This is a genomic window from Actinoplanes subglobosus, assembly GCF_042650585.1.
Lineage (GTDB): Bacteria > Actinomycetota > Actinomycetes > Mycobacteriales > Micromonosporaceae > Actinoplanes > Actinoplanes subglobosus.
Genome location: NZ_JBHSBL010000020.1, coordinates 288,188 through 305,772, shown reverse-complemented (window position 1 = coordinate 305,772; position 17,585 = coordinate 288,188). Strand labels below are relative to the sequence as shown.

14 protein-coding genes are annotated in these 17,585 nt (G+C 71.0%); 5 read left to right on the top strand and 9 right to left on the bottom strand.

Translation table 11 applies throughout. The features are described 5' to 3' along the window. Nucleotides 1-151 precede the first annotated feature (151 nt). The 4 genes from ACFO0C_RS30565 to ACFO0C_RS30550 are packed head-to-tail and all read right to left on the bottom strand — an operon-like array spanning nt 152 to nt 5,019. Nucleotides 152-1,237 (bottom strand): XdhC family protein, encoded by a 1,086-nt coding sequence (locus ACFO0C_RS30565; RefSeq protein WP_378070173.1) that lies wholly within the window; start codon nt 1,235-1,237, stop codon nt 152-154. 16 nt (nt 1,238-1,253) lie between these two features. Then, entirely contained in the window at nt 1,254-3,656 is a 2,403-nt protein-coding gene (locus ACFO0C_RS30560; protein WP_378070172.1) for an aerobic carbon-monoxide dehydrogenase large subunit, read from the bottom strand. After that, nucleotides 3,653-4,147, bottom strand: a complete 495-nt coding sequence (locus ACFO0C_RS30555; RefSeq protein WP_378070171.1) for a (2Fe-2S)-binding protein — start codon at nt 4,145-4,147, stop codon at nt 3,653-3,655. The genes ACFO0C_RS30560 and ACFO0C_RS30555 overlap by 4 nt, the downstream gene beginning before the upstream one ends. 2 nt (nt 4,148-4,149) lie before the next feature. Further along, complete coding sequence (locus ACFO0C_RS30550) at nt 4,150-5,019, bottom strand: FAD binding domain-containing protein (RefSeq protein ID WP_378070170.1); 870 nt, start codon at nt 5,017-5,019, stop codon at nt 4,150-4,152. Between the two features lie 126 nt (nt 5,020-5,145). Here ACFO0C_RS30550 and ACFO0C_RS30545 point away from each other — a divergent pair, with 126 nt between their 5' ends. After that, a complete protein-coding gene (locus ACFO0C_RS30545) occupies nt 5,146-6,198 on the top strand; it encodes an XdhC family protein (RefSeq protein ID WP_378070169.1) in 1,053 nt (350 codons plus the stop codon). A gap of 4 nt (nt 6,199-6,202) precedes the next feature. Here ACFO0C_RS30545 and ACFO0C_RS30540 read toward each other — a convergent pair whose 3' ends face one another. Continuing rightward, nucleotides 6,203-6,334 (bottom strand): hypothetical protein, encoded by a 132-nt coding sequence (locus tag ACFO0C_RS30540; RefSeq protein WP_378070168.1) that lies wholly within the window; start codon nt 6,332-6,334, stop codon nt 6,203-6,205. Between the two features lie 144 nt (nt 6,335-6,478). Here ACFO0C_RS30540 and ACFO0C_RS30535 point away from each other — a divergent pair, with 144 nt between their 5' ends. Further along, nucleotides 6,479-9,562, top strand: coding sequence for an NB-ARC domain-containing protein (locus ACFO0C_RS30535; protein WP_378070167.1), 3,084 nt, complete (start codon nt 6,479-6,481; stop codon nt 9,560-9,562). A gap of 28 nt (nt 9,563-9,590) precedes the next feature. Here the strand turns inward: ACFO0C_RS30535 and ACFO0C_RS30530 are convergent, their stop codons facing one another. Genes ACFO0C_RS30530 through ACFO0C_RS30520 form a run of 3 tightly spaced genes read right to left on the bottom strand, consistent with a single transcriptional unit; the run spans nt 9,591 to nt 11,714 of the window. After that, nucleotides 9,591-10,520, bottom strand: coding sequence for an aminoglycoside phosphotransferase family protein (locus ACFO0C_RS30530; protein ID WP_378070166.1), 930 nt, complete (start codon nt 10,518-10,520; stop codon nt 9,591-9,593). After that, on the bottom strand, nt 10,517-11,365 hold the full coding sequence (locus ACFO0C_RS30525) for an alpha/beta fold hydrolase (protein WP_378070165.1): 849 nt from the start codon (nt 11,363-11,365) through the stop codon (nt 10,517-10,519). The genes ACFO0C_RS30530 and ACFO0C_RS30525 overlap by 4 nt, the downstream gene beginning before the upstream one ends. Nucleotides 11,366-11,417: 52 nt before the next feature. Next, nucleotides 11,418-11,714 carry a metal-sensitive transcriptional regulator gene (locus ACFO0C_RS30520; RefSeq protein WP_106325209.1) on the bottom strand — a complete coding sequence of 99 codons (297 nt, stop codon included), beginning with the start codon at nt 11,712-11,714 and terminating at the stop codon, nt 11,418-11,420. A gap of 84 nt (nt 11,715-11,798) precedes the next feature. On the opposite strand from ACFO0C_RS30520, the gene ACFO0C_RS30515 reads away from it, so the two are divergent. From ACFO0C_RS30515 to ACFO0C_RS30505, 3 genes are read left to right on the top strand one after another with little or no spacing between them, the layout of a single operon-like run. Next, nucleotides 11,799-12,011 (top strand): heavy-metal-associated domain-containing protein, encoded by a 213-nt coding sequence (locus ACFO0C_RS30515; protein ID WP_378070164.1) that lies wholly within the window; start codon nt 11,799-11,801, stop codon nt 12,009-12,011. Between the two features lie 40 nt (nt 12,012-12,051). Further along, complete coding sequence (locus tag ACFO0C_RS30510) at nt 12,052-12,972, top strand: hypothetical protein (RefSeq protein WP_378070163.1); 921 nt, start codon at nt 12,052-12,054, stop codon at nt 12,970-12,972. An 11-nt stretch (nt 12,973-12,983) separates the two neighbouring features. Continuing rightward, entirely contained in the window at nt 12,984-15,188 is a 2,205-nt protein-coding gene (locus ACFO0C_RS30505; RefSeq protein ID WP_378070162.1) for a heavy metal translocating P-type ATPase, read from the top strand. 56 nt (nt 15,189-15,244) lie between these two features. Here the strand turns inward: ACFO0C_RS30505 and ACFO0C_RS30500 are convergent, their stop codons facing one another. After that, nucleotides 15,245-17,581 (bottom strand): ATP-binding protein, encoded by a 2,337-nt coding sequence (locus ACFO0C_RS30500; RefSeq protein WP_378070161.1) that lies wholly within the window; start codon nt 17,579-17,581, stop codon nt 15,245-15,247. Nucleotides 17,582-17,585 lie beyond the last annotated feature (4 nt).

Sequence of the window (17,585 nt, the reverse complement as noted above, 5' to 3'; positions counted from 1 at the left end):
CAAGGGCCGGGAAGGCATGACCAGTCAGCACTGTCATGACTGACCGCACCGCAGCGAAGCAAGGGCCGGGAAGGCATGACCAGTCAGCACAGTCATGACCGACCGCACCACAACGAAACAAGGGCCGGGAAGGCATGACCAGTCAGCACAGTCATGACCGACCGCGGGTGTGCTTCTTGAGGCAGCCGGGGCAGCAGTACCAGAAGTCCTCGCCGTCGACGACCGCGTGGTGGGTGTCGGCTCCGATGACGACGGTCATGCCGCAGATCGGGTCGATCGCGGTGTCGGCGGGCGTCTCGACGATGAACGTGGCCGGCCCGACGGGCAGGGTCGGGCCGGCCACGAACTCTGGTTCGGCCTTGGCGAAGGCGGCGGCCTCGGCGTGCGACGAGCCGGTGGCCTGCGCCGGGGCCGGGGCCGGGGCCGGGGCCGGGGCGAGCGCCGGAGCCGCGGCGAGCGCCGGAGCCGCGGCGAGCGCCGGGAACGCGGCGGGCGCCGGGAACGCGACGGGCGCCGGGAACGCGGGGGCGGCCCGCAGAGACGACGTCCGCATCTCCCGGACGATCTCCGCCAGGACCGACAGAGCGATTTCCTTGGGGGTACGGGCACCGATGTCGATCCCGGCATGCGGACGTATCCGCGCGCGCTCGTCCACGGACAGGTCCATGGCGTCGAGCAGGATCGCCGAGCGGGTGTGGCTGGCGACCAGCGCGATCAGGCCGATGCCGGCGTCGAGGGCGGCCCGGATGGCTCGTTCCTCGTCGCGGCCCAGCCCGGCCACGACGACCACGGTGACTCCCTCGTAGGAGTGCGTCACCTCGAAGTCGAGGAACCCGGCGAGTTCGGCGACGGCCCGGCTGATCGGGCTCTCCCCCGCCACCACCACCAGCGGCCGGGGCAGCACCGGCCGGAGGAAGATCTCGATCGCCCCGCCGGAGTGGCAGGGGTTGACGACGACGAGCGCGCCGGGCGTCTCCGGGAACCCGGCCGACTCCTCGGGCAGCACCCGCAGCAGCATGGAGTTGCCGTCCCGCAGCGTCTCCATGGCGGCGGCCCGCACCGACGTCTCCGCGCAGACCCCGCCGACGAAGCCCTCGATGGACCCGTCGGCGAGGATCACCGCGTCGTCGCCGGCCCGGGCGGAGGTGGGTTCCTGCGCCCGGACCACGGTGGCGTGCACGAAGGGCCGGCGCGCGGCGGTCAGTTCGGCCGCCCGCTCGGCGGTGCTCGTCGTCATCTCGTACTCCCAGGGCTCAGATCGGCGGGGTGGCCTGGCCGCGCATCGCGTCCCACACCCGGCTGGGGGTGAGCGGCATGTCGGCGTGCCGGATCCCGAACGGCTTGAGCGCGTCGACGACCGCGTTGACGATCGCCGGCGGGGAGCCGACGGTCGCGGACTCGCCGATGCCCTTGGCGCCGATCGGGTGGTGCGGCGACGGGGTGACCGTGTAGCCGGTCTCCCAGTCGGGCACCTCCAGGGCGGTCGGGATCAGGTAGTCCATCAGCGAGGCGCCGAGGCAGTTGCCGTCCTCGTCGAAGGAGATCATCTCCATCAGGGCCATGCCGACGCCGTCGGTGAGACCGCCGTGCACCTGCCCCTCGATGATCATCGGGTTGATCCGGGTGCCGCAGTCGTCGACCGCGATGAACCGGCGGACCTTGACCTCGGCGGTGCCGGGGTCGATGTCGACGACGCAGATGTACGCCCCGTGCGGGTAGGTCAGGTTCGACGGGTTGTAGCAGATCTGCGCCTCCAGACCGCCCTCGACGCCGTCCGGCAGGTCGCCCGCGCCGTGTGCCCGGAACGCGATCTCCTGGATCGTCACCGAGCGGCCCGGGTCACCCTTGACCTGGAATGCGCCCTTGACCCAGTCGAGGTCGGCGACCGACACCTCCAGCATCGCCGAGGCGATCAGTTTCGCCTTGTCGCGCACCTTTCGGGCCACCAGAGCGGCAGCCGCACCGGAGACCGGTGTGGACCGGCTCCCGTAGGTACCCAGACCGAACGGCGTGTTGTCGGTGTCGCCGTGCAGAACGTCGATGTCGGCCGGCGGAATGCCCAGCTCCTCGGCGATGATCTGCGCGAACGTCGTCTCATGGCCCTGTCCCTGGGTCTTCACCGAGAGCCGCACGACGGCCTTGCCGGTCGGGTGGACCCGCAGTTCGCAGCCGTCGGCCATGCCCAGGCCGAGGATGTCCATGTTCTTGCGCGGGCCGGCGCCGACCGCCTCGGTGAAGAACGCGATGCCGATGCCCATCAGCTCGCCCTTGGCCCGTTTGAGTTCCTGCTCCTTGCGCAGTTCCTCGTAGCCGGCCATCTCCATGGCGAGGCGCATGGTGGGCTCGTAGTCACCGGAGTCGTACACCCAGCCGGTCTTGGTGGTGTACGGGAACTGCTCGGGCTGGATGAAGTTCTTCAGCCGCAGCTCGGCCGGGTCCATCCGCAGTTCGTAGGCGAGCGCGTCGACGATCCGCTCGACCAGGTAGACGGCCTCGGTGATCCGGAACGAGCAGGCGTACGCGACACCGCCGGGCGCCTTGTTGGTGTAGACGGCGGTCATCTTGCAGTGCGCCGCCTGCAGGTCGTAACTGCCGGTGAAGACGCCGAAGAAGCCGGCCGGGTACTTCACCGGGGCGGCCGTGCCGTTGAAGGCGCCGTGGTCGGCCAGCACGTTCGTACGGATGGCGAGGATCTTGCCCTCGCTCGTCGCGGCGATCTCCGCGCGCATGATGTAGTCACGCGCGAAGCCGGTGCTGATCAGGTTCTCCGACCGGTCCTCCATCCACTTCACCGGTTTTCCGGTGACGATGGAGCCGACGATGCTGTGGACGTAACCGGGGTAGATCGGCACCTTGTTGCCGAAGCCGCCGCCGATGTCCGGCGCGATCACCTGGATCTTGTGCTCGGGCAGGCCGGCGACGATGGCGTAGAGGGTGCGGTGCGCGTGCGGGGCCTGGGTGGTGGACCAGAGCCGCAGTTTGCCCTCGACCGGGTCGAAGTCGGCGACCGAGCCGCACGTCTCCATCGGCGCGGGGTGCACCCGCGGGTAGACGATGTCCTCCTTGACGATCACGTCCGCCGAGGCGAAGACCCGGTTGGTCTCCTCCTCGTCACCGGTCTCCCAGTCGAAGACGTGGTTGTCGGTCTTGCCCTCCAGGTCGGTGCGGATGACCGGGGCGTCCGGGGACAGCGCCTTGCGGACGTCGACGACCGGTTCGAGGACGTCGTACTCGACGTCGATCAGTTCGAGCGCGTCCCGGGCCTGGTAGCGGTCCTCGGCGACGACGAACGCGACCTCCTGGCCCTGGAACCGGACCCGGTCGGTGGCGAGCACGGCCTGCACGTCGTTGGAGAGGGTCGGCATCCAGGCCAGGCCGAGGCCTTTGAGCGTCTCGCCGGTGACGACCGCCTTCACACCGGGCGACGCCTCGGCCGCGCTGGTGTCGATGCTGACGATGTTCGCGTGCGCGAACGGCGACCGCAGGATCGCCAGGTGCAGCATGCCCGGCAGCTGGACGTCGTCGACGAACCGGCCACGGCCACGGAGCAGGCGCGCGTCCTCCTTGCGCAGCATCCGGCCGAACCCGACCGGCTTCTGGTCGTTGTCCTCGAACTCGGTGAGTTTCGCCTGCGAGGGCTCGTGGACGGTGGTCATGCCCGTACCGCCTCTTCGGTAGCGACAGCGGAAGCCTCGTGCACGGCCGCCCAGCGGACCGAGCGGATGATCGAGGAGTAGCCCGTACAGCGGCAGATCTGGCCGGAGATGGCCTCGCGGATCTCGCCCTCGGTCGGGTCCGGGTTCTTGTCGAGCAGCGCCCGGCAGGTCATCAGCATGCCCGGCGTGCAGAAGCCGCACTGCAGGCCGTGACACTGCCGGAAGCCCTCCTGGATCGGGTCCAGTTCCGCGCCGTTGGCGAGACCCTCGACGGTACGGACCTCGTGTCCCCCCGCCATGGCGGCCAGCACGGTGCACGACTTGACGGGTTCGCCGTCCAGCCACACCACGCAGACGCCGCAGTTGCTGGTGTCGCAGCCCCAGTGGGTGCCGGTCAGGCCGAGCACGTCGCGCAGGAAGTGCACGAGCAGCATGCGGCCTTCGATCTCACGGGTGTACTCGGTCCCGTTCACCGTCATGGTGACCTGCATGGTCAGCTCCTCGCCCGTTCCACGGCCCTGCGAAGCGTGCGCCGGGTCAGCTCGTCCGCCAGGTGGCGCTTGTAGTCCGCGCTGCCGCGGGTGTCGGTCGACGGGTCGCAGCTGCGCGCCGCGATCGCCCCGGCCAGCTCGTAGAGGCTCTCGTCGGGCTCGTGCCCGCGCAGCGCCGCCGAGATCTCCGGGATACCGGTGGTGTTGGGGCCGACCGCGGCCAGGCCCACCCGGGCGTCGACGATCCGTCCCTGGTCGAGCCAGACCGCGGCGCCGGCGGACACCACGGCCCAGTCACCGGCCCGGCGCTCGACCTTGGCGTACGCGCTCCCGGCCGGGAAGCTCTTCCGGGGGATCCGGATCTCGGTGAGGATCTCGTTGTCCTCGACGGCCGTCTCGTACGGCCCGACGTGGAACTCCTCCATGGTGACGACCCGCTCGGACCCGCCCGGGCCCCGGATGACGCAGCTGGCGTCGAGGGTCGTGCACACCGCCGAGAGGTCCTCCGACGGGTCCGCCTGGCAGAGCGATCCGCCCAGCGTGCCGCGGTTGCGGACGATCGGGTCGGCGATCACCTTCTCGGCGTCCCGGAAGATCGGGAACACTCCGGCCAGGACGTCCGAATCGAGAAGTTCCCGATGCCGGGTCATGGCCCCGATCCGCACCTCGTCGTCGCTGAGCCTGATGTAGCCGAGCTCGGCGTGCAGATCGTTGATGTCGATGAGATATTCGAAATTGGCGAGCCGGAGCTTCATCATCGGCAGCAGGCTGTGGCCCCCGGCCACCAGCCGTGCTGAGCTGCCCAGACGCTCCAACAGTCCGATGGCTTGATCCACGCTTGTGGCACGTTCGTACTCGAACGGAGCCGGCACCTGCACCCTGCACCTCCCGTGAAGTCGCGCAGACCCTCCCGCCGTCGGGATCCAATGTCAACAGCGACCTAAGGGATGTCTTAACTCACCGTTGACGACCGGTGGGCGATCACGGATGGTGCTGGAATGCGCGAGATCGTGGACGGCCTGCTGGCCTGGCGCGCCGCCGGCACCGCCTTCGCCGTGGCGACGGTGGTGCACACCTGGCGGTCGGCGCCCCGGCAGCCGGGCGCGGCCATGGCCGTCAACGAGCACGGCGAGGTCATCGGCAGCGTCTCCGGGGGCTGCGTCGAGGGCGCGGTCTACGCGGCGGCGCAGGAGGTCATCTCCTTTCAGAAGGCGCAGACGCATACGTACGGGGTGAGCGACGGCGACGCATTCGAGGTGGGTCTGACCTGCGGTGGAACCATCGAGGTGATGATCCAGCCGGATGTCGCGCTGACCTCGCTCGACGAGTTGCTGGCCGCGGTCGCCGCCGGCCGCCCGGTCGCCACGGTGTCGCTGCCCGACTCCCAGCTGGTCGTCTGGCCGGACCGGATCGAGGGCACGCTCGGCGACGAGGAGCTGGACCGGATCGCCGGAGAGCAGGCCCGCGGGATGCTCGCCCACGGCCGCAGCGCCATCGTGACCGCCTGCGAGCGGGAGGTGTTCGTCCAGTCCTGGGCCTCCCCCGCCCGCATGATCGTGTTCGGGGCGATCGACTTCGCGGCCGCGGTCGCCCGGATCGGGAAGTTCCTCGGCTACCAGGTGACCGTCTGCGACGCGCGTGCCGTGTTCGCCACCGCGGCCCGGTTCCCGGAGGCCGACGAGGTCGTCGTCGAGTGGCCGCACCGCTATCTGTCGTCGACGGCCGTGGACGAGCGCACCGTACTGTGCGTGCTCACCCACGACCCGAAGTTCGACATCCCGCTGCTCCAGGTGGCCCTGCACACGCCGGCCCGCTACATCGGCGCGATGGGCAGCCGCCGCACCTGCGACGACCGGATCCGGCGGCTCCGCGAGGCGGGGGTCGGCGAGGAGGCGCTGGCCCGGCTGCGCGCCCCGATCGGCCTGGACCTGGGCGCCCGCACCCCGGAGGAGACGGCGGTGGCGATCGCCGCCGAGATCGTCGCCCAGTCCTGGGGCGGCTCGGGCGCCCCGCTCACCGGCCTGACCGCCCCGATCCACGGCCCCATCTGATCCGCTACTCGGCCGAATCATCAGGGTTGTCGCGCTTGCGGCGGCGCACCAGGGCGCATACCGCCACCACCGAGGTGATCAGCAGGTTCACACCGGTAAGCAATTGGATTGCCGTCTCCAACAGAGTCATCGTCACGTCCTCCTCGTTCGGTCCGATGCCACCGTTGTAGAGATAGGACAGACTGTTCGGAGGCGATCGCGAACGTTCGCCGAACAGCAGCCGCGTTACACGCGCATCGCTGGACCGTCAATTTCCGTTCGCGAACACGGAGGGGCGATCATGACGCGGGAACTGGCACCCATCGACCCGAGGGCGCCTCGCCAGATGCGGCTGCTGGCCGAGAAACTCCGGGAATGCACCGCCAGGTCGGGCTACTCCTCGCTCCGTGAGGTGGCGGCCGCCGCGCGGAGGTCACCCTCCACCGTTTCCGAGGCGCTCAGCGGCACCCACACACCAAGCTGGCAGACGGTCAAGGCCTTGCTCAAGGTGCTCGATCAGCAGGTGAGCACCGGCTGGTTCAAGCTGGTCGAGGAGGCGAAAGAGGCCGAGCGCAAGTGGCGGCAGGACCCACCCCCGGGAGCCGTGCCACCACCTGTCCCCGCGATGCGATCGGTACGCCCGCCGACCGGAGACCTGCCGCCATATGTTCGTGGCCGCGACAGCCTTCTCGATCACCTGAGCGAACAGCTCGTCAAGCCCAAGCCCGGTATCCATGTGCTGCATGGATTGGGAGGATGTGGGAAAACCACAGTCGCACTGGAACTGGCCAGGCGTGGGCACAGGGCAGGTCATCTCGTCTTCTGGCTCTCCGCTCAGCAGCGAGACCGGATGCTGGGCGGCATGCGAGTGATCGCCGCCGAGCTCGGCATCTCCGAGGAGGAGATCGAGGATGCGTGGTCGGGCACCGGAAACGCGCCGGACCTCGTCTGGCGCCACCTCGACGAAGCGGGGCGGCGTTGGTTGCTGGTGATCGACAACGCCGACGAGCCCGGTCTGCTCTCGGTCGCCGGCGGCACGCCCGGTGACGGCACCGGCTGGATCCGCGACAGCCCGAGCGGGATGACAGTGGTCACCAGCCGTGTCGGGAGCCCGGACGTCTGGGGTAACGCGCCGGCACGGCATCTCGTCGATGTGCTCACCATCGACCCGGCTGCCGATATCCTGATGGATTTCGCGAGTCGTGCAGGCAGCAGGGAGGAGGCTGTTGCGCTCGCTGCGCTTCTCGGCGGCCTGCCCCTGGCGCTGGTGGCTGCCGGCGGCTATCTGGCACGCAGCGGCCGAGGGCTACTACGCCACCGGTCGGGGGCCCGAAATTTACATATCAGGACCTTTGATTCCTACATCCAGGAACTGGAACGAATTGGGCCGGACTTTCTTGACGAGGCGCGCCGCAACGGCGCCGACCACACCGACCTCGAGCGCCTGCACCGCGGCTTGGTCGGGCGCACCTGGGAGATGAGCCTCGATCTGTTGGATGCGCAGGGCATCAGCGCGTCCAGGGGACTGATGCGCCTCATGTCCTGTTTCGCCCCGAACCCGTTCCCGATTGACCTGATCGAACCGGAGACCATCGACGGCAGTGGACTTTTCCCAGGCTCGGTGTCGCTGGACGATTTAGGGCGCGGGCTGGAGGCGCTCGTCGACGTACATCAGCTCAATCTCGCCGAAAGCGGTGCTCTCACTACGGCGCCAGCGGGCTTCCCGGCATCGCCGCTGCCTTGTGTAGCTGGACATCGTCTGGTGCTGGAGACGACCGCTGCCCGAGTGCGCACCCAGACACGGGCTGAGCGTGCCGCAGTGTGGAAGGCTGCTGCGCAGGTCTTGGAGGCAGCCACCCGCCCGGAGCCCGAAGAAGTACCGAACTGGGACTGGTGGCGACTAATGGCACCGCATATCCAGGCTGCGCTGGAGCGGATGCCCTCAGACGACCCGGCCACGACGGCTCAACTGCTGTCCGCCGGCCTGCGCTGCTTCGCCTACCTTCTGTTCGCCAACCGGTCGAGAGATGTGCGCAACCTGCTGCGGGTGCTGTCCGGCAAGGCAGCCTCCCTGCCAGCCGATCACCCGGCTCGCCTGGCGATCCGCCACCGTGAGGTGCTGCTGGATCAGGAACTCAGCTGGCCGGAGCAGGCCGAGATCTACCGCGAGATCTTCGACCGCCAGTTGCTCTCGGTGGGGCCGGACCATCCCGATGCCCTTATCACTAATCATGACTGGGCGAACGCTCTACTGGCATTTGCCGAGCCCGAACTCGCCGAGCGCGAGCTACGGCTGGTCGCCGAACGGCGGACGAGGGTCCTGGGGCCAGCAAATCTCTACACGTTGCTGTCGCGGCGCATGTGGGTTCACGCTTTGCAGAAACTCGGCCTAGAGGATGATGCCGAAGCTGCAATGCGACGGATGGTCCAGGACTGCGATCGCGAGCGCGGGTCCGCCGACCATCTTACGATCTTGTACCGGGGTCGGCTGGCATCGCAAATGGTCGCCCGCGGGCACGAATCCGAGGGCGAGGCAGAGTACAAATCCGTCTCCGCCGTCTATGGCACGGGTGATTTCCTCCGTGGCACCTCGCTCCCGGTAGCAAGTCGGCAGCAGATGGCCCGTGCGCTGGAACAGGACGCGCGCTTCGTGGAGGCGGAGTCAGAGTACCGGGCGATGTTCGAGGAACTGACCGCCAACGCGGACTGGGACTCGACCGAATACAGGCATCTCGCTATGGGTCTCGCCGCCAATCTTCGGGCTCAACGCAAGTTGGAGGAGGTCCTCGAGCATCTCGCCGGCCTTCTGGACCGCCACCGTGACCTCGGGGAGGCCGACCCCTTCGTACTGGCGCTGCGGCATCAGTACGGGGACGACCTGACTGCCGCGGGACGGCTGGCCGACGCGGAGGTGGAACTGTCTGCCGTAGTGGCCCTCCAAAGCGACGACCTCGATTCGGTCGCACTCTCCTATCGACACTGTCGCGCCCACGTGCTCGGCAGGCTCCATCGCCACGACGAGGCGGAAGCCGATCTGCGGCTCGTGTCGACCACGCTCACCCAACTCGTGGGCGCGGAGGCTCCGAACGCCCGGTCCAGCATCTGGTGCCATGCCATGTCGCTACTGCGCATGAATCGGCTGGTGGACGCGTTGCCACGGCTGGAGGAATGTCTGGCGGCCGAGTTGTCGGTACTCGGCCCGGAGAGCCATGACGTCCTGATCTCCCGGCATCGGATCGCCGAGACACGGTATCGGCTCGACCTGACCGGGCTAGCCGAAACGCGATCCGAACTCGAAGCTTTGGTGCCCCTGCTCATCGCCCATAACTGCCCGGACGGATCGTGCGTCACGGCCGTCCATGAGACTCTCGCCGAATTGAGTTAGCGCTCCGCCAAGGCTGACACGTGCCTGATCAGCCGGCCGAGGCTCCGGACCACGGGCCGAAGCGGTCGTGGTCGTCGAGGACCTCGCTGATCACGCGTTCCTGCTCGGCGGCTCCGGCCCGGTCGTCCCGGTCGATCGTGTCGACGAGGATCAGCATCGCCTTCCACAGCGCCCAGCCGCGGGCCCGCGCCCAGGTTCCCTCGTCCTGGTCGGCCGCCTGCCGGAACGCCGCACGGTCCCGGCCGGTGAACAGGGTCCAGGCGATCACCAGGTCACACGCCGGATCGCCGACGCCGGACGTGCCGAAGTCGAGGACGGCGGCCAGCTCCCCGTCGGCGACCAGCAGGTTTCCGGTCGCGATGTCGCCGTGGAACCACACCGGGTCGCCGCGGTGCTCCAGGACGAGCGCGGCACCCCACACCGCGGCCACCCGGGCGGTGTCGATCCGGCCCTCCAGCAGCCGCAGGCAGTGCCGGGTCTCATCGTCGTAGAAGACCGGCGGGCTGCCGCGGTGCCAGCTGTGGTCGCCGGCCGCCGGGGCGTCCGTCGTGTCGCATCGTCGCAGCGCCCGGAGGAAACCGGCGACGGCCTCGGCGAACCGCGTCCGGTCGGCGATCGTGGCACGCGACGCGGTCTCACCCGGCAGCCAGCCGCGCACCGACCACGGGAACGGGTAGCCCTCCCCCGGCTCGCCGGCCGCCACGATCGACGGGATCGGGACCGGCAGCTGCGGCGCCAGCCGGGGCAGCCAGGTGTTCTCCTTGGCGACGGCCGGCACGTAACCGGGCGCCGTGGGCAGCCGGACGGTCAGGTCGTCGCCGAGCCGGTAGGTGCGGTTGTCCCACCCGTCCACCTCGACCGGCGTCACCGGGAGCCCGGCCCATCGTGGGAACTGTGCCTCGATCAGCCGTCTCACCAGCGCCGCGTCGATCCCGGCGCGCCCGTCCGCGAAGGTCATCCCCGCATGGTGTCCGGAGCGGGCACCTCGTCAAACCTCGTCCCGGCGGTCGCGGTCCACCAGGTGACGATGCGGTCGACGACCGGCTCCGGCTTGCGGGCCCAGCCGATGTGGTCGTTGCTGGCCCCGGCGGGCACGTCGGCGTGCCGGTAACGCCAGACCGTCGCCGCACCCGGCGCGAAGAACCGGGTGGCGAAGCTGCGGACCGGCCGCTCCGGGGCGAGCCGGTCGCCCTCCAGGGCCACGACCAGCGCCGGGGCCTCGATCGGCGCCCGGACCGGTGACGCGGCACCGGACCCGCCCGGGGCGCGCGGGGGCACCGGGGACGGGAACGGGGTGCGGCCGGTCAGGGCCATCCGGGCCCACTCGCGCATCTGGGTGCGGGCGCCGGGACCACCGAAGGCGGGTTTCGGCAGGAAGCCGAAGAGCGCGGTCAGCGCCGGGATGATCACGCCGGCCTGGATCACGAGTGGCAGCCCGGCGAGGGGGAAGTCCCGGTGGTGGGGCAGGCTGCCGCCGACCGAGACCAGGCCGTCCGCGGGCGGGTGGTTGAGCTGGTGCCCGGCGGAGAGCTGCGCGCCGAGACTGTGCCCGAGCAGGATCACCGGACGGTCCGGTGACTCGGCGCGGGCGGCGGCGACCGCCTCGGCGATGACCTCGATCTCGTCGCCGTAGGACCAGTCGTGCGCACGGGAGGCGGGCGGCTGATCGGGCTCGAACCCGCGCCGCGGCAGCGCCCGGGCCGACCAGCCGCGGGCCTCGAACGCCTCGATCAGCGGCCGGTAGTAGCGGGAGCCGATGCCCATGGCGGACGACACGAGGACGAGTGGTGCGGACTGCGACATGCCCGCACTCTTCGGTGCGCCGCACCGGCCGGACAAGAGTGCGTGGCCCAGATCACCCGCGCTTCATCAGCCGGCCCACCGCGGCCATCAGCTCGGAGGCCATCTCGTCGGCGCGGCCCTCCTTGGCGCCCTCGTGCATGCAGTGGCGGGCGTGGCCGTCCATCAGGCCGAGCGCCACCTTGTCGAGGGCGGCCTGGATGGCGGAGATCTGGGTGAGGATGTCGATGCAGTAGCGGTCCTCGTCGACCATGCGCTCGATGCCACGCACCTGGCCCTCGATTCGGCGCAGCCGTGACTGGAGGTTGTCCTTGGTCGCCGTGTAGCCGCGGGTCGGGGCCGGGTTGGTCATGTCGTCCATGCTACAACCGCCTGCCGGGTACCCCTACCGGGTATGTGTATGGTGGAGGGGACACCGAACGGAAGGAACACCGCCATGCAGACCACCACCTACCCCGTCACCGGCATGACCTGCGGACACTGCGCCGACTCGGTCACCGCCGAGGTCTCCGCGATCCCGGGCGTCAGCGATGTCACCGTCGACCTGACCGCGGGCACGGTCACCTTCAGCTCGGCGGCGCCGGTCGGGCGGGAGGCCGTGGCGGCCGCCGTCGACGAGGCGGGTTACGCGCTGGGTGACGCCTCGTGACAGCGCCCGACGCCTCTCCGGCCGCGCGGGAGGACGCCTCATGAACACCACGGGCCGGCTTTCGGCGTACGCCATCGGGCTGATCTTGATCTTCGGCGTGGCAGCAGGCGCGGGTCGCGTGATCGGCCCGGACCAGACGCCCACGCCGGCGTCCCCGCACGGTGCGGCGCACGCCTCGCCCGACGCGGCGGCGCCGGAGCGGGTGCCGGGTGGGCTGCAGATCGCGCAGGACGGCTACCGGCTGAGCCCGGTGACCACGCGGCTGTCGACCGGTGCGGCCCAGCGGTTCGCGTTCCGGGTGCTCGGGCCGGACGGCGAGCCGGTGACCGAGTACACCGAGAACCATGACAAGGACCTGCATCTGATCCTGGTCCGGCGGGACATGTCCGGATACCGGCATGTGCATCCGACGATCAGTGGTGACGGCACGTGGGAGATCCCGCTGCGGGTGGACACCCCCGGGCAGTATCGGGTGCTGGCCGACTTCCAGCCCGCCGCGGCGGCGTCGTCGCTGACCCTCGGGGTCGACGTGCCGGCGCCCGGCGACTATCAGCCGGTGACGTTGCCGCCGGCGGCGACGACCGCCGAGGTCGACGGTTACACGGTCGCGCTCGGCGGCGACCTGGAGAGCGGCGCGCTCGGGTTCACGGTGAGCCGCGACGGGAAGCCGGTCACCGACCTGGAGCCCTATCTCGGCGCGCTCGGGCATCTCGTGGTGCTCCGCGAGGGCGATCTCGCCTACCTGCACGTCCACCCGACCAGCGAGACCGCGCTCGCTTTCGCGGCGGAGGTCCCGTCGGCCGGGGTCTACCGTCTCCACCTGGACTTCCAGCACGGTGGGACGGTGCGCACCGCCGAGTTCACCGCCACCACCGCCGGGGTCACGCAGCCTCCGGCGCCGACCGGCCCGGCACCCGGCGCCTCCGCCTCGCACGGCGCCGACGGCCACACGCACGACTGAGGACGACCGCCATGACCTTGCAGACCGCTCCCACGCAGATCGAGCTGGAGATCGGCGGGATGACCTGTGCGTCCTGCGCCGCGCGGATCGAGAAGAAACTCAACCGCATGGACGGCGTGACCGCGACCGTCAACTACGCCACCGAGAAGGCGACGGCCACGGTCGGCGCCGGGGTGACGGCGGCCGACCTGATCGCCACCGTCGAGAAGACCGGTTACACCGCCCGGCTCCCCGAGAAGGCAGAGGTCGCCGAGGCGCCGCGCGACATCCGGCTGTGGGTCGCCATCGCGCTCAGCGTCCCCGTCGTCCTGCTCGCCATGGTGCCGGCCTGGCAGTTCACCTACTGGCAGTGGGCGTCATTGACCCTGGCCGCGCCGGTCGTCGTCTACGGCGGCTGGCCGTTCCACCGGGCCGCCGCGATCAACCTGCGGCACGGCGCCGCCACCATGGACACGCTGGTGTCGCTCGGCACGATCGCGGCATTCGGCTGGTCGCTGTGGGCGCTGTTCCTCGGCACGGCCGGCGAGCCAGGCATGACGCATCCGTTCACCCTCGACATCAGCCGCACCGACGGCTCCGGCGCCATCTATCTGGAGGCGGCCGCCGGGGTGACCACGTTCATCCTGGCCGGGCGCTACTTCGAGACCCGGTCCAAGCGCCGGGCAGGTGACGCGCTGCGGGCGCTGCTGGAGATCGGGGCCAAGGACGTCGCCGTCCTGCGGGACGGTCAGGAGCTGCGGGTTCCGGTCGAGCAGCTGGCCGTGGGCGACCGGTTCGTGGTCCGGCCGGGCGAGAAGATCGCCACCGACGGTGTGGTCGAGGACGGCTCGTCGGCGGTCGACCGTTCGCTGCTGACCGGCGAGAGCGTCCCGGTCGAGGTCGGGCCGGGCGGCGACGTCACCGGCGGCACGGTCAACGCGGGCGGCCGGCTGGTGGTCCGCGCCACCCGGGTCGGCGCCGACACGCAACTCGCGCAGATGGCCCGGCTCGTCGAGCAGGCACAGACCGGCAAGGCCGAGGTGCAACGGCTCGCCGACCGGATCTCCGGCGTCTTCGTGCCGATCGTGATCGCTCTCGCGGTCGCGACCCTCGGCTGGTGGTGGGGCTCCGGCGCGGGCTGGACGGCCGCGTTCACCGCCGCGGTCGCCGTGCTGATCATCGCCTGCCCGTGCGCTCTCGGGCTGGCCACTCCGACCGCGCTGCTGGTCGGGACGGGCCGCGGCGCGCAGCTCGGCATCCTGATCAAGGGTCCGGAGGCGCTCGAGTCCACCCGCCGCGTGGACACCGTGCTCCTCGACAAGACCGGAACGGTGACGTCCGGGGCGATGACGCTGGTCGAGGTCTTCCCGGCCGGTGACGACGAGCTGCTGCGGCTCACCGCGTCCCTGGAGGCCGCGTCGGAACACCCGATCGCTCACGCGATCGCCGCCTCGGTGGGCGATCATCTCCCGGTCGCCGATTTCACCAGCTTCGAGGGCCTGGGTGTACGGGGAACCGTCTCCACCCACCACGTCACAGCGGGCCGGCTGTCCCTGCTCGAACGTGAGGGCCTGGACATCCCGGCCCCGGTGCGTGACGCCGCCGCCGCCGCGGAGCGGGCCGGGCGGACCGCGATCGTCTCCGGCTGGGACGGCGTGGCCCGGGGTGTCCTGTCCGTCGCCGACACGGTCCGGCCGACGAGCGCCGGCGCCGTGGCCGGTCTGCGGCGGCTCGGCCTGACCCCGATCCTGCTGACCGGCGACAACGAGACCGTGGCCCGGGCCGTCGCCGCCGAGGCCGGCATCGACGAGGTGATCGCCGGTGTGCTGCCGGCGGACAAGGTGGCCGAGGTGAAACGGCTCCAGGAGCAGGGCCGGGTGGTCGCGATGGTCGGCGACGGGGTGAACGACGCGGCCGCGCTGGCCCAGGCCGATCTGGGACTGGCCATGGGCACCGGTACCGACGTGGCGATCGAGGCGTCCGACCTGACCCTGGTGCGGGGCGACCTGACCGCCGCCGTGGACGCGATCCGGCTGTCCCGGCGGACGTTGCGGATCATCAAGAGCAACCTGTTCTGGGCGTTCGCCTACAACGTGGCGGCGTTGCCGCTGGCCGCGGCCGGGCTGCTCAACCCGATGATCGCCGGGGCCGCGATGGCGTTCTCGTCGGTCTTCGTGGTCGCCAACAGCCTGCGCCTGCGCCGCTTCCAGCCCGCCGGGACCGCCGGTCGTCGCTGAGACACCTCATCGGCGGGCCGTTACCGCCGCCGGCGACGGCCGGCGGTCTGGCCGGCTCAGTCCGTCGGTGGGTTCCGCTGCCCGGCCAGCCAGCCGGCCACCTGGGTCCGCGAGGTGAACCCGAGCTTGCTCAGCAGGTTCTCCACATGACCCTCGGCGGTGCGCTGCGCCACCACCAGGCGGGCCGCGATCTCCCGGTTGCTCAGCCCTTCGGCGATCAGCGCGGCGACCTCGCGCTCCCGTCTGGTCAGCCGGAGACCGGCGTGACCGCCGGTCTCCGGCTCCGGTTCCGGCGCCCGCGGCTGCCTCTCCACCGCGATCGTGATCGCCTCCGCGGTGGAGAGCCCGGAGCCTCGCCGGATCGCCGCCGAGAACGCGTCCGGGCCGAGCCGCGACCGCACCTGCTCCACGACCTCGTCGTGCCAGCTCTGCAGCACCCGGAACGGCGCCAGCGACGTGTGCATCTCCTGCCACATCCGCCGGGAGACGCCGAGCAGCGTCGCGGCACGCTGATCCCGGTGCTCGCGGGCGGCGATCCAGGCCAGCGACTCCACCCCCAGCCCGACGGCGAACTGCTCGCCGTCGACCGCCTCGCCGATCGCCAGGCACTCCTTGGCCGCCGCGGTGGCGCCCGCGTGGTCGCCGTCGCGCCAGCGCAGCACGCTCAGCGCCCACAGGCCGAACGACTGCCACCACACCTCACCGGTGGCCGCGCCCAGATCCTTCGCGGCGATCAGGTCCGGGTAGCCGCTGGACGGCTCGCCGGCGAGACCGCGGCACAGGCCGAGGACGATGAGTGTCCACAGTTCGCCGTTGCGGATGCTCAGCTCCCGGAACGCGGCGAGGGCCCGCTCCAGCAGCGGCAGCGCCCGCTCGTAGTCGCCGGGCCACAGCTGGAAGACGCCCTCGATCAGCGGCAGGTACGCCCGCTCGGGCGACTCGGGCAGCGTGCCGGCCAGTTCCACCGCCTCGGCCAGCAGCGGCCGGGCCCGGTCGGCGTCGCCCTGGATGCCGGCGATCCACGCGGCGACCCGCAGCGCCTTCACCCGCGTCCAGTGGCGGGGCGCCGGCATCGCCAGGGCCCGGTCGAGCCAGTGCCGGCCCTCCGAGAAGTAGCCCCGGACGAACCAGTGGTTCTGCAGGTCGGCGGCGAACCGCAGCGCGGTCTCCGGCGGGCCCTGCGTGGTCGCGTGCTCCAGGGCCACCCGCAGGTTGGCGCGCTCGTGGCGCAGCCGTTCCATCACGGCGGTCTGCTGCGGGCCGACCCAGATCCGGTCGGCGTGCGCGGCCAGGTCGGCGAACCACCGGCAGTGCCGCCGGGCCATCTCCTCCCGTTCGCCCGCGGCGGCCAGTCCGGCGGCGCCGTACTCGCGGGTCACCTCCAGGATCCGGTAGCGGGCGGTGCCGTTCCCGGCCCGGATCAGCACCGATTTCTCCACCAGTGAGCCGAGCACGTCGAGGACCGTCTCGACCGGCAGCCGGTCGTCGGCGCAGACCGCCTCGACCGCGTCGAGCTCGAAACCGCCGGAGAAGACCGACACCCGTGACCACAGGATGCGCTCGGCGTCGTCGCAGAGGTCCCAGCTCCAGTCGATGAGCGCGCGCAAGGTCTGCTGACGTGGTGGCGCGGTCCGGGCGCCGGTGGTGAGCAGGCGGTACCGGTCGGTCAGCCGGGCCAGGATCTGCTCCAGGGAGAGCACCCGAAGCCGGGCCACGGCCAGCTCGATCGCCAGCGGCACGCCCTCCAGAGCCCGGCACAGCCGTACGATCGTGGCGCAGTTGTCCTCGGTGACCCGGAAATCGGGCACGACCGCGGTGGCCCGGTCGACGAAGAGCCCCGCCGATTCGTACCGGTACAGGTCGGCCGGGTTGCAGGCCTCGGCGGGACCGGGCACCGACAGCGGCTCCACGGTCAGGACGGCCTCGCCGTCGACGCGTAGCGCCTCCCGGCTGGTGGCCAGGACACGCAGCTCGGGGCAGGACCGCAGCAGCGTCTCGGCCAGTTCGGCGCAGGCGGCGACCAGGTGCTCGCAGTTGTCCAGGATCAGCAGCATCCGCCGATCGGCCAGGAAACGCGCGAGCCCGGCCGGGTCCAGACCGGTCATGTCCTCGTGCAGCCCCAGCGTCTCGCCGACGGTGACCGCGACCAGGTCCGGGTCGCGCAGCTCGGCGAGCCCGATGAACCAGACCCCGTCGGCGAAGGCGCGGTGCAGACCCGCGCCGACCCGCTGGGCGAGCCGGGTCTTGCCGACTCCGCCGGGACCGGTCAGGGTGACCAGCCGGCTGGTGGACAGCATGCGCCGGATCCCGGTCACCTCCTGCCGCCGGCCGACGAAGCTGGTCAGCTCCGCGGGGAGGTTGCCGGTGCCGCGCGCGGACGTGGCGGTACCCATAGAG

Excerpts from the sequence above, each read along its gene's own strand:
- ACFO0C_RS30515 (WP_378070164.1), top strand. The coding sequence starts at position 11,799 with ATGCAGACCACCACCTACCCCGTCACCGGCATGACCTGCGGACACTGC.
- ACFO0C_RS30565 (WP_378070173.1), bottom strand. The coding sequence starts at position 1,237 with ATGACGACGAGCACCGCCGAGCGGGCGGCCGAACTGACCGCCGCGCGC.
- ACFO0C_RS30520 (WP_106325209.1), bottom strand. The coding sequence starts at position 11,714 with ATGACCAACCCGGCCCCGACCCGCGGCTACACGGCGACCAAGGACAAC.
- ACFO0C_RS30525 (WP_378070165.1), bottom strand. The coding sequence starts at position 11,365 with ATGTCGCAGTCCGCACCACTCGTCCTCGTGTCGTCCGCCATGGGCATC.
- ACFO0C_RS30535 (WP_378070167.1), top strand. The coding sequence starts at position 6,479 with ATGACGCGGGAACTGGCACCCATCGACCCGAGGGCGCCTCGCCAGATG.
- ACFO0C_RS30510 (WP_378070163.1), top strand. The coding sequence starts at position 12,052 with ATGAACACCACGGGCCGGCTTTCGGCGTACGCCATCGGGCTGATCTTG.
- ACFO0C_RS30530 (WP_378070166.1), bottom strand. The coding sequence starts at position 10,520 with ATGACCTTCGCGGACGGGCGCGCCGGGATCGACGCGGCGCTGGTGAGA.
- ACFO0C_RS30555 (WP_378070171.1), bottom strand. The coding sequence starts at position 4,147 with ATGCAGGTCACCATGACGGTGAACGGGACCGAGTACACCCGTGAGATC.
- ACFO0C_RS30545 (WP_378070169.1), top strand. The coding sequence starts at position 5,146 with ATGCGCGAGATCGTGGACGGCCTGCTGGCCTGGCGCGCCGCCGGCACC.
- ACFO0C_RS30500 (WP_378070161.1), bottom strand. The coding sequence starts at position 17,581 with ATGGGTACCGCCACGTCCGCGCGCGGCACCGGCAACCTCCCCGCGGAG.
- ACFO0C_RS30505 (WP_378070162.1), top strand. The coding sequence starts at position 12,984 with ATGACCTTGCAGACCGCTCCCACGCAGATCGAGCTGGAGATCGGCGGG.
- ACFO0C_RS30560 (WP_378070172.1), bottom strand. The coding sequence starts at position 3,656 with ATGACCACCGTCCACGAGCCCTCGCAGGCGAAACTCACCGAGTTCGAG.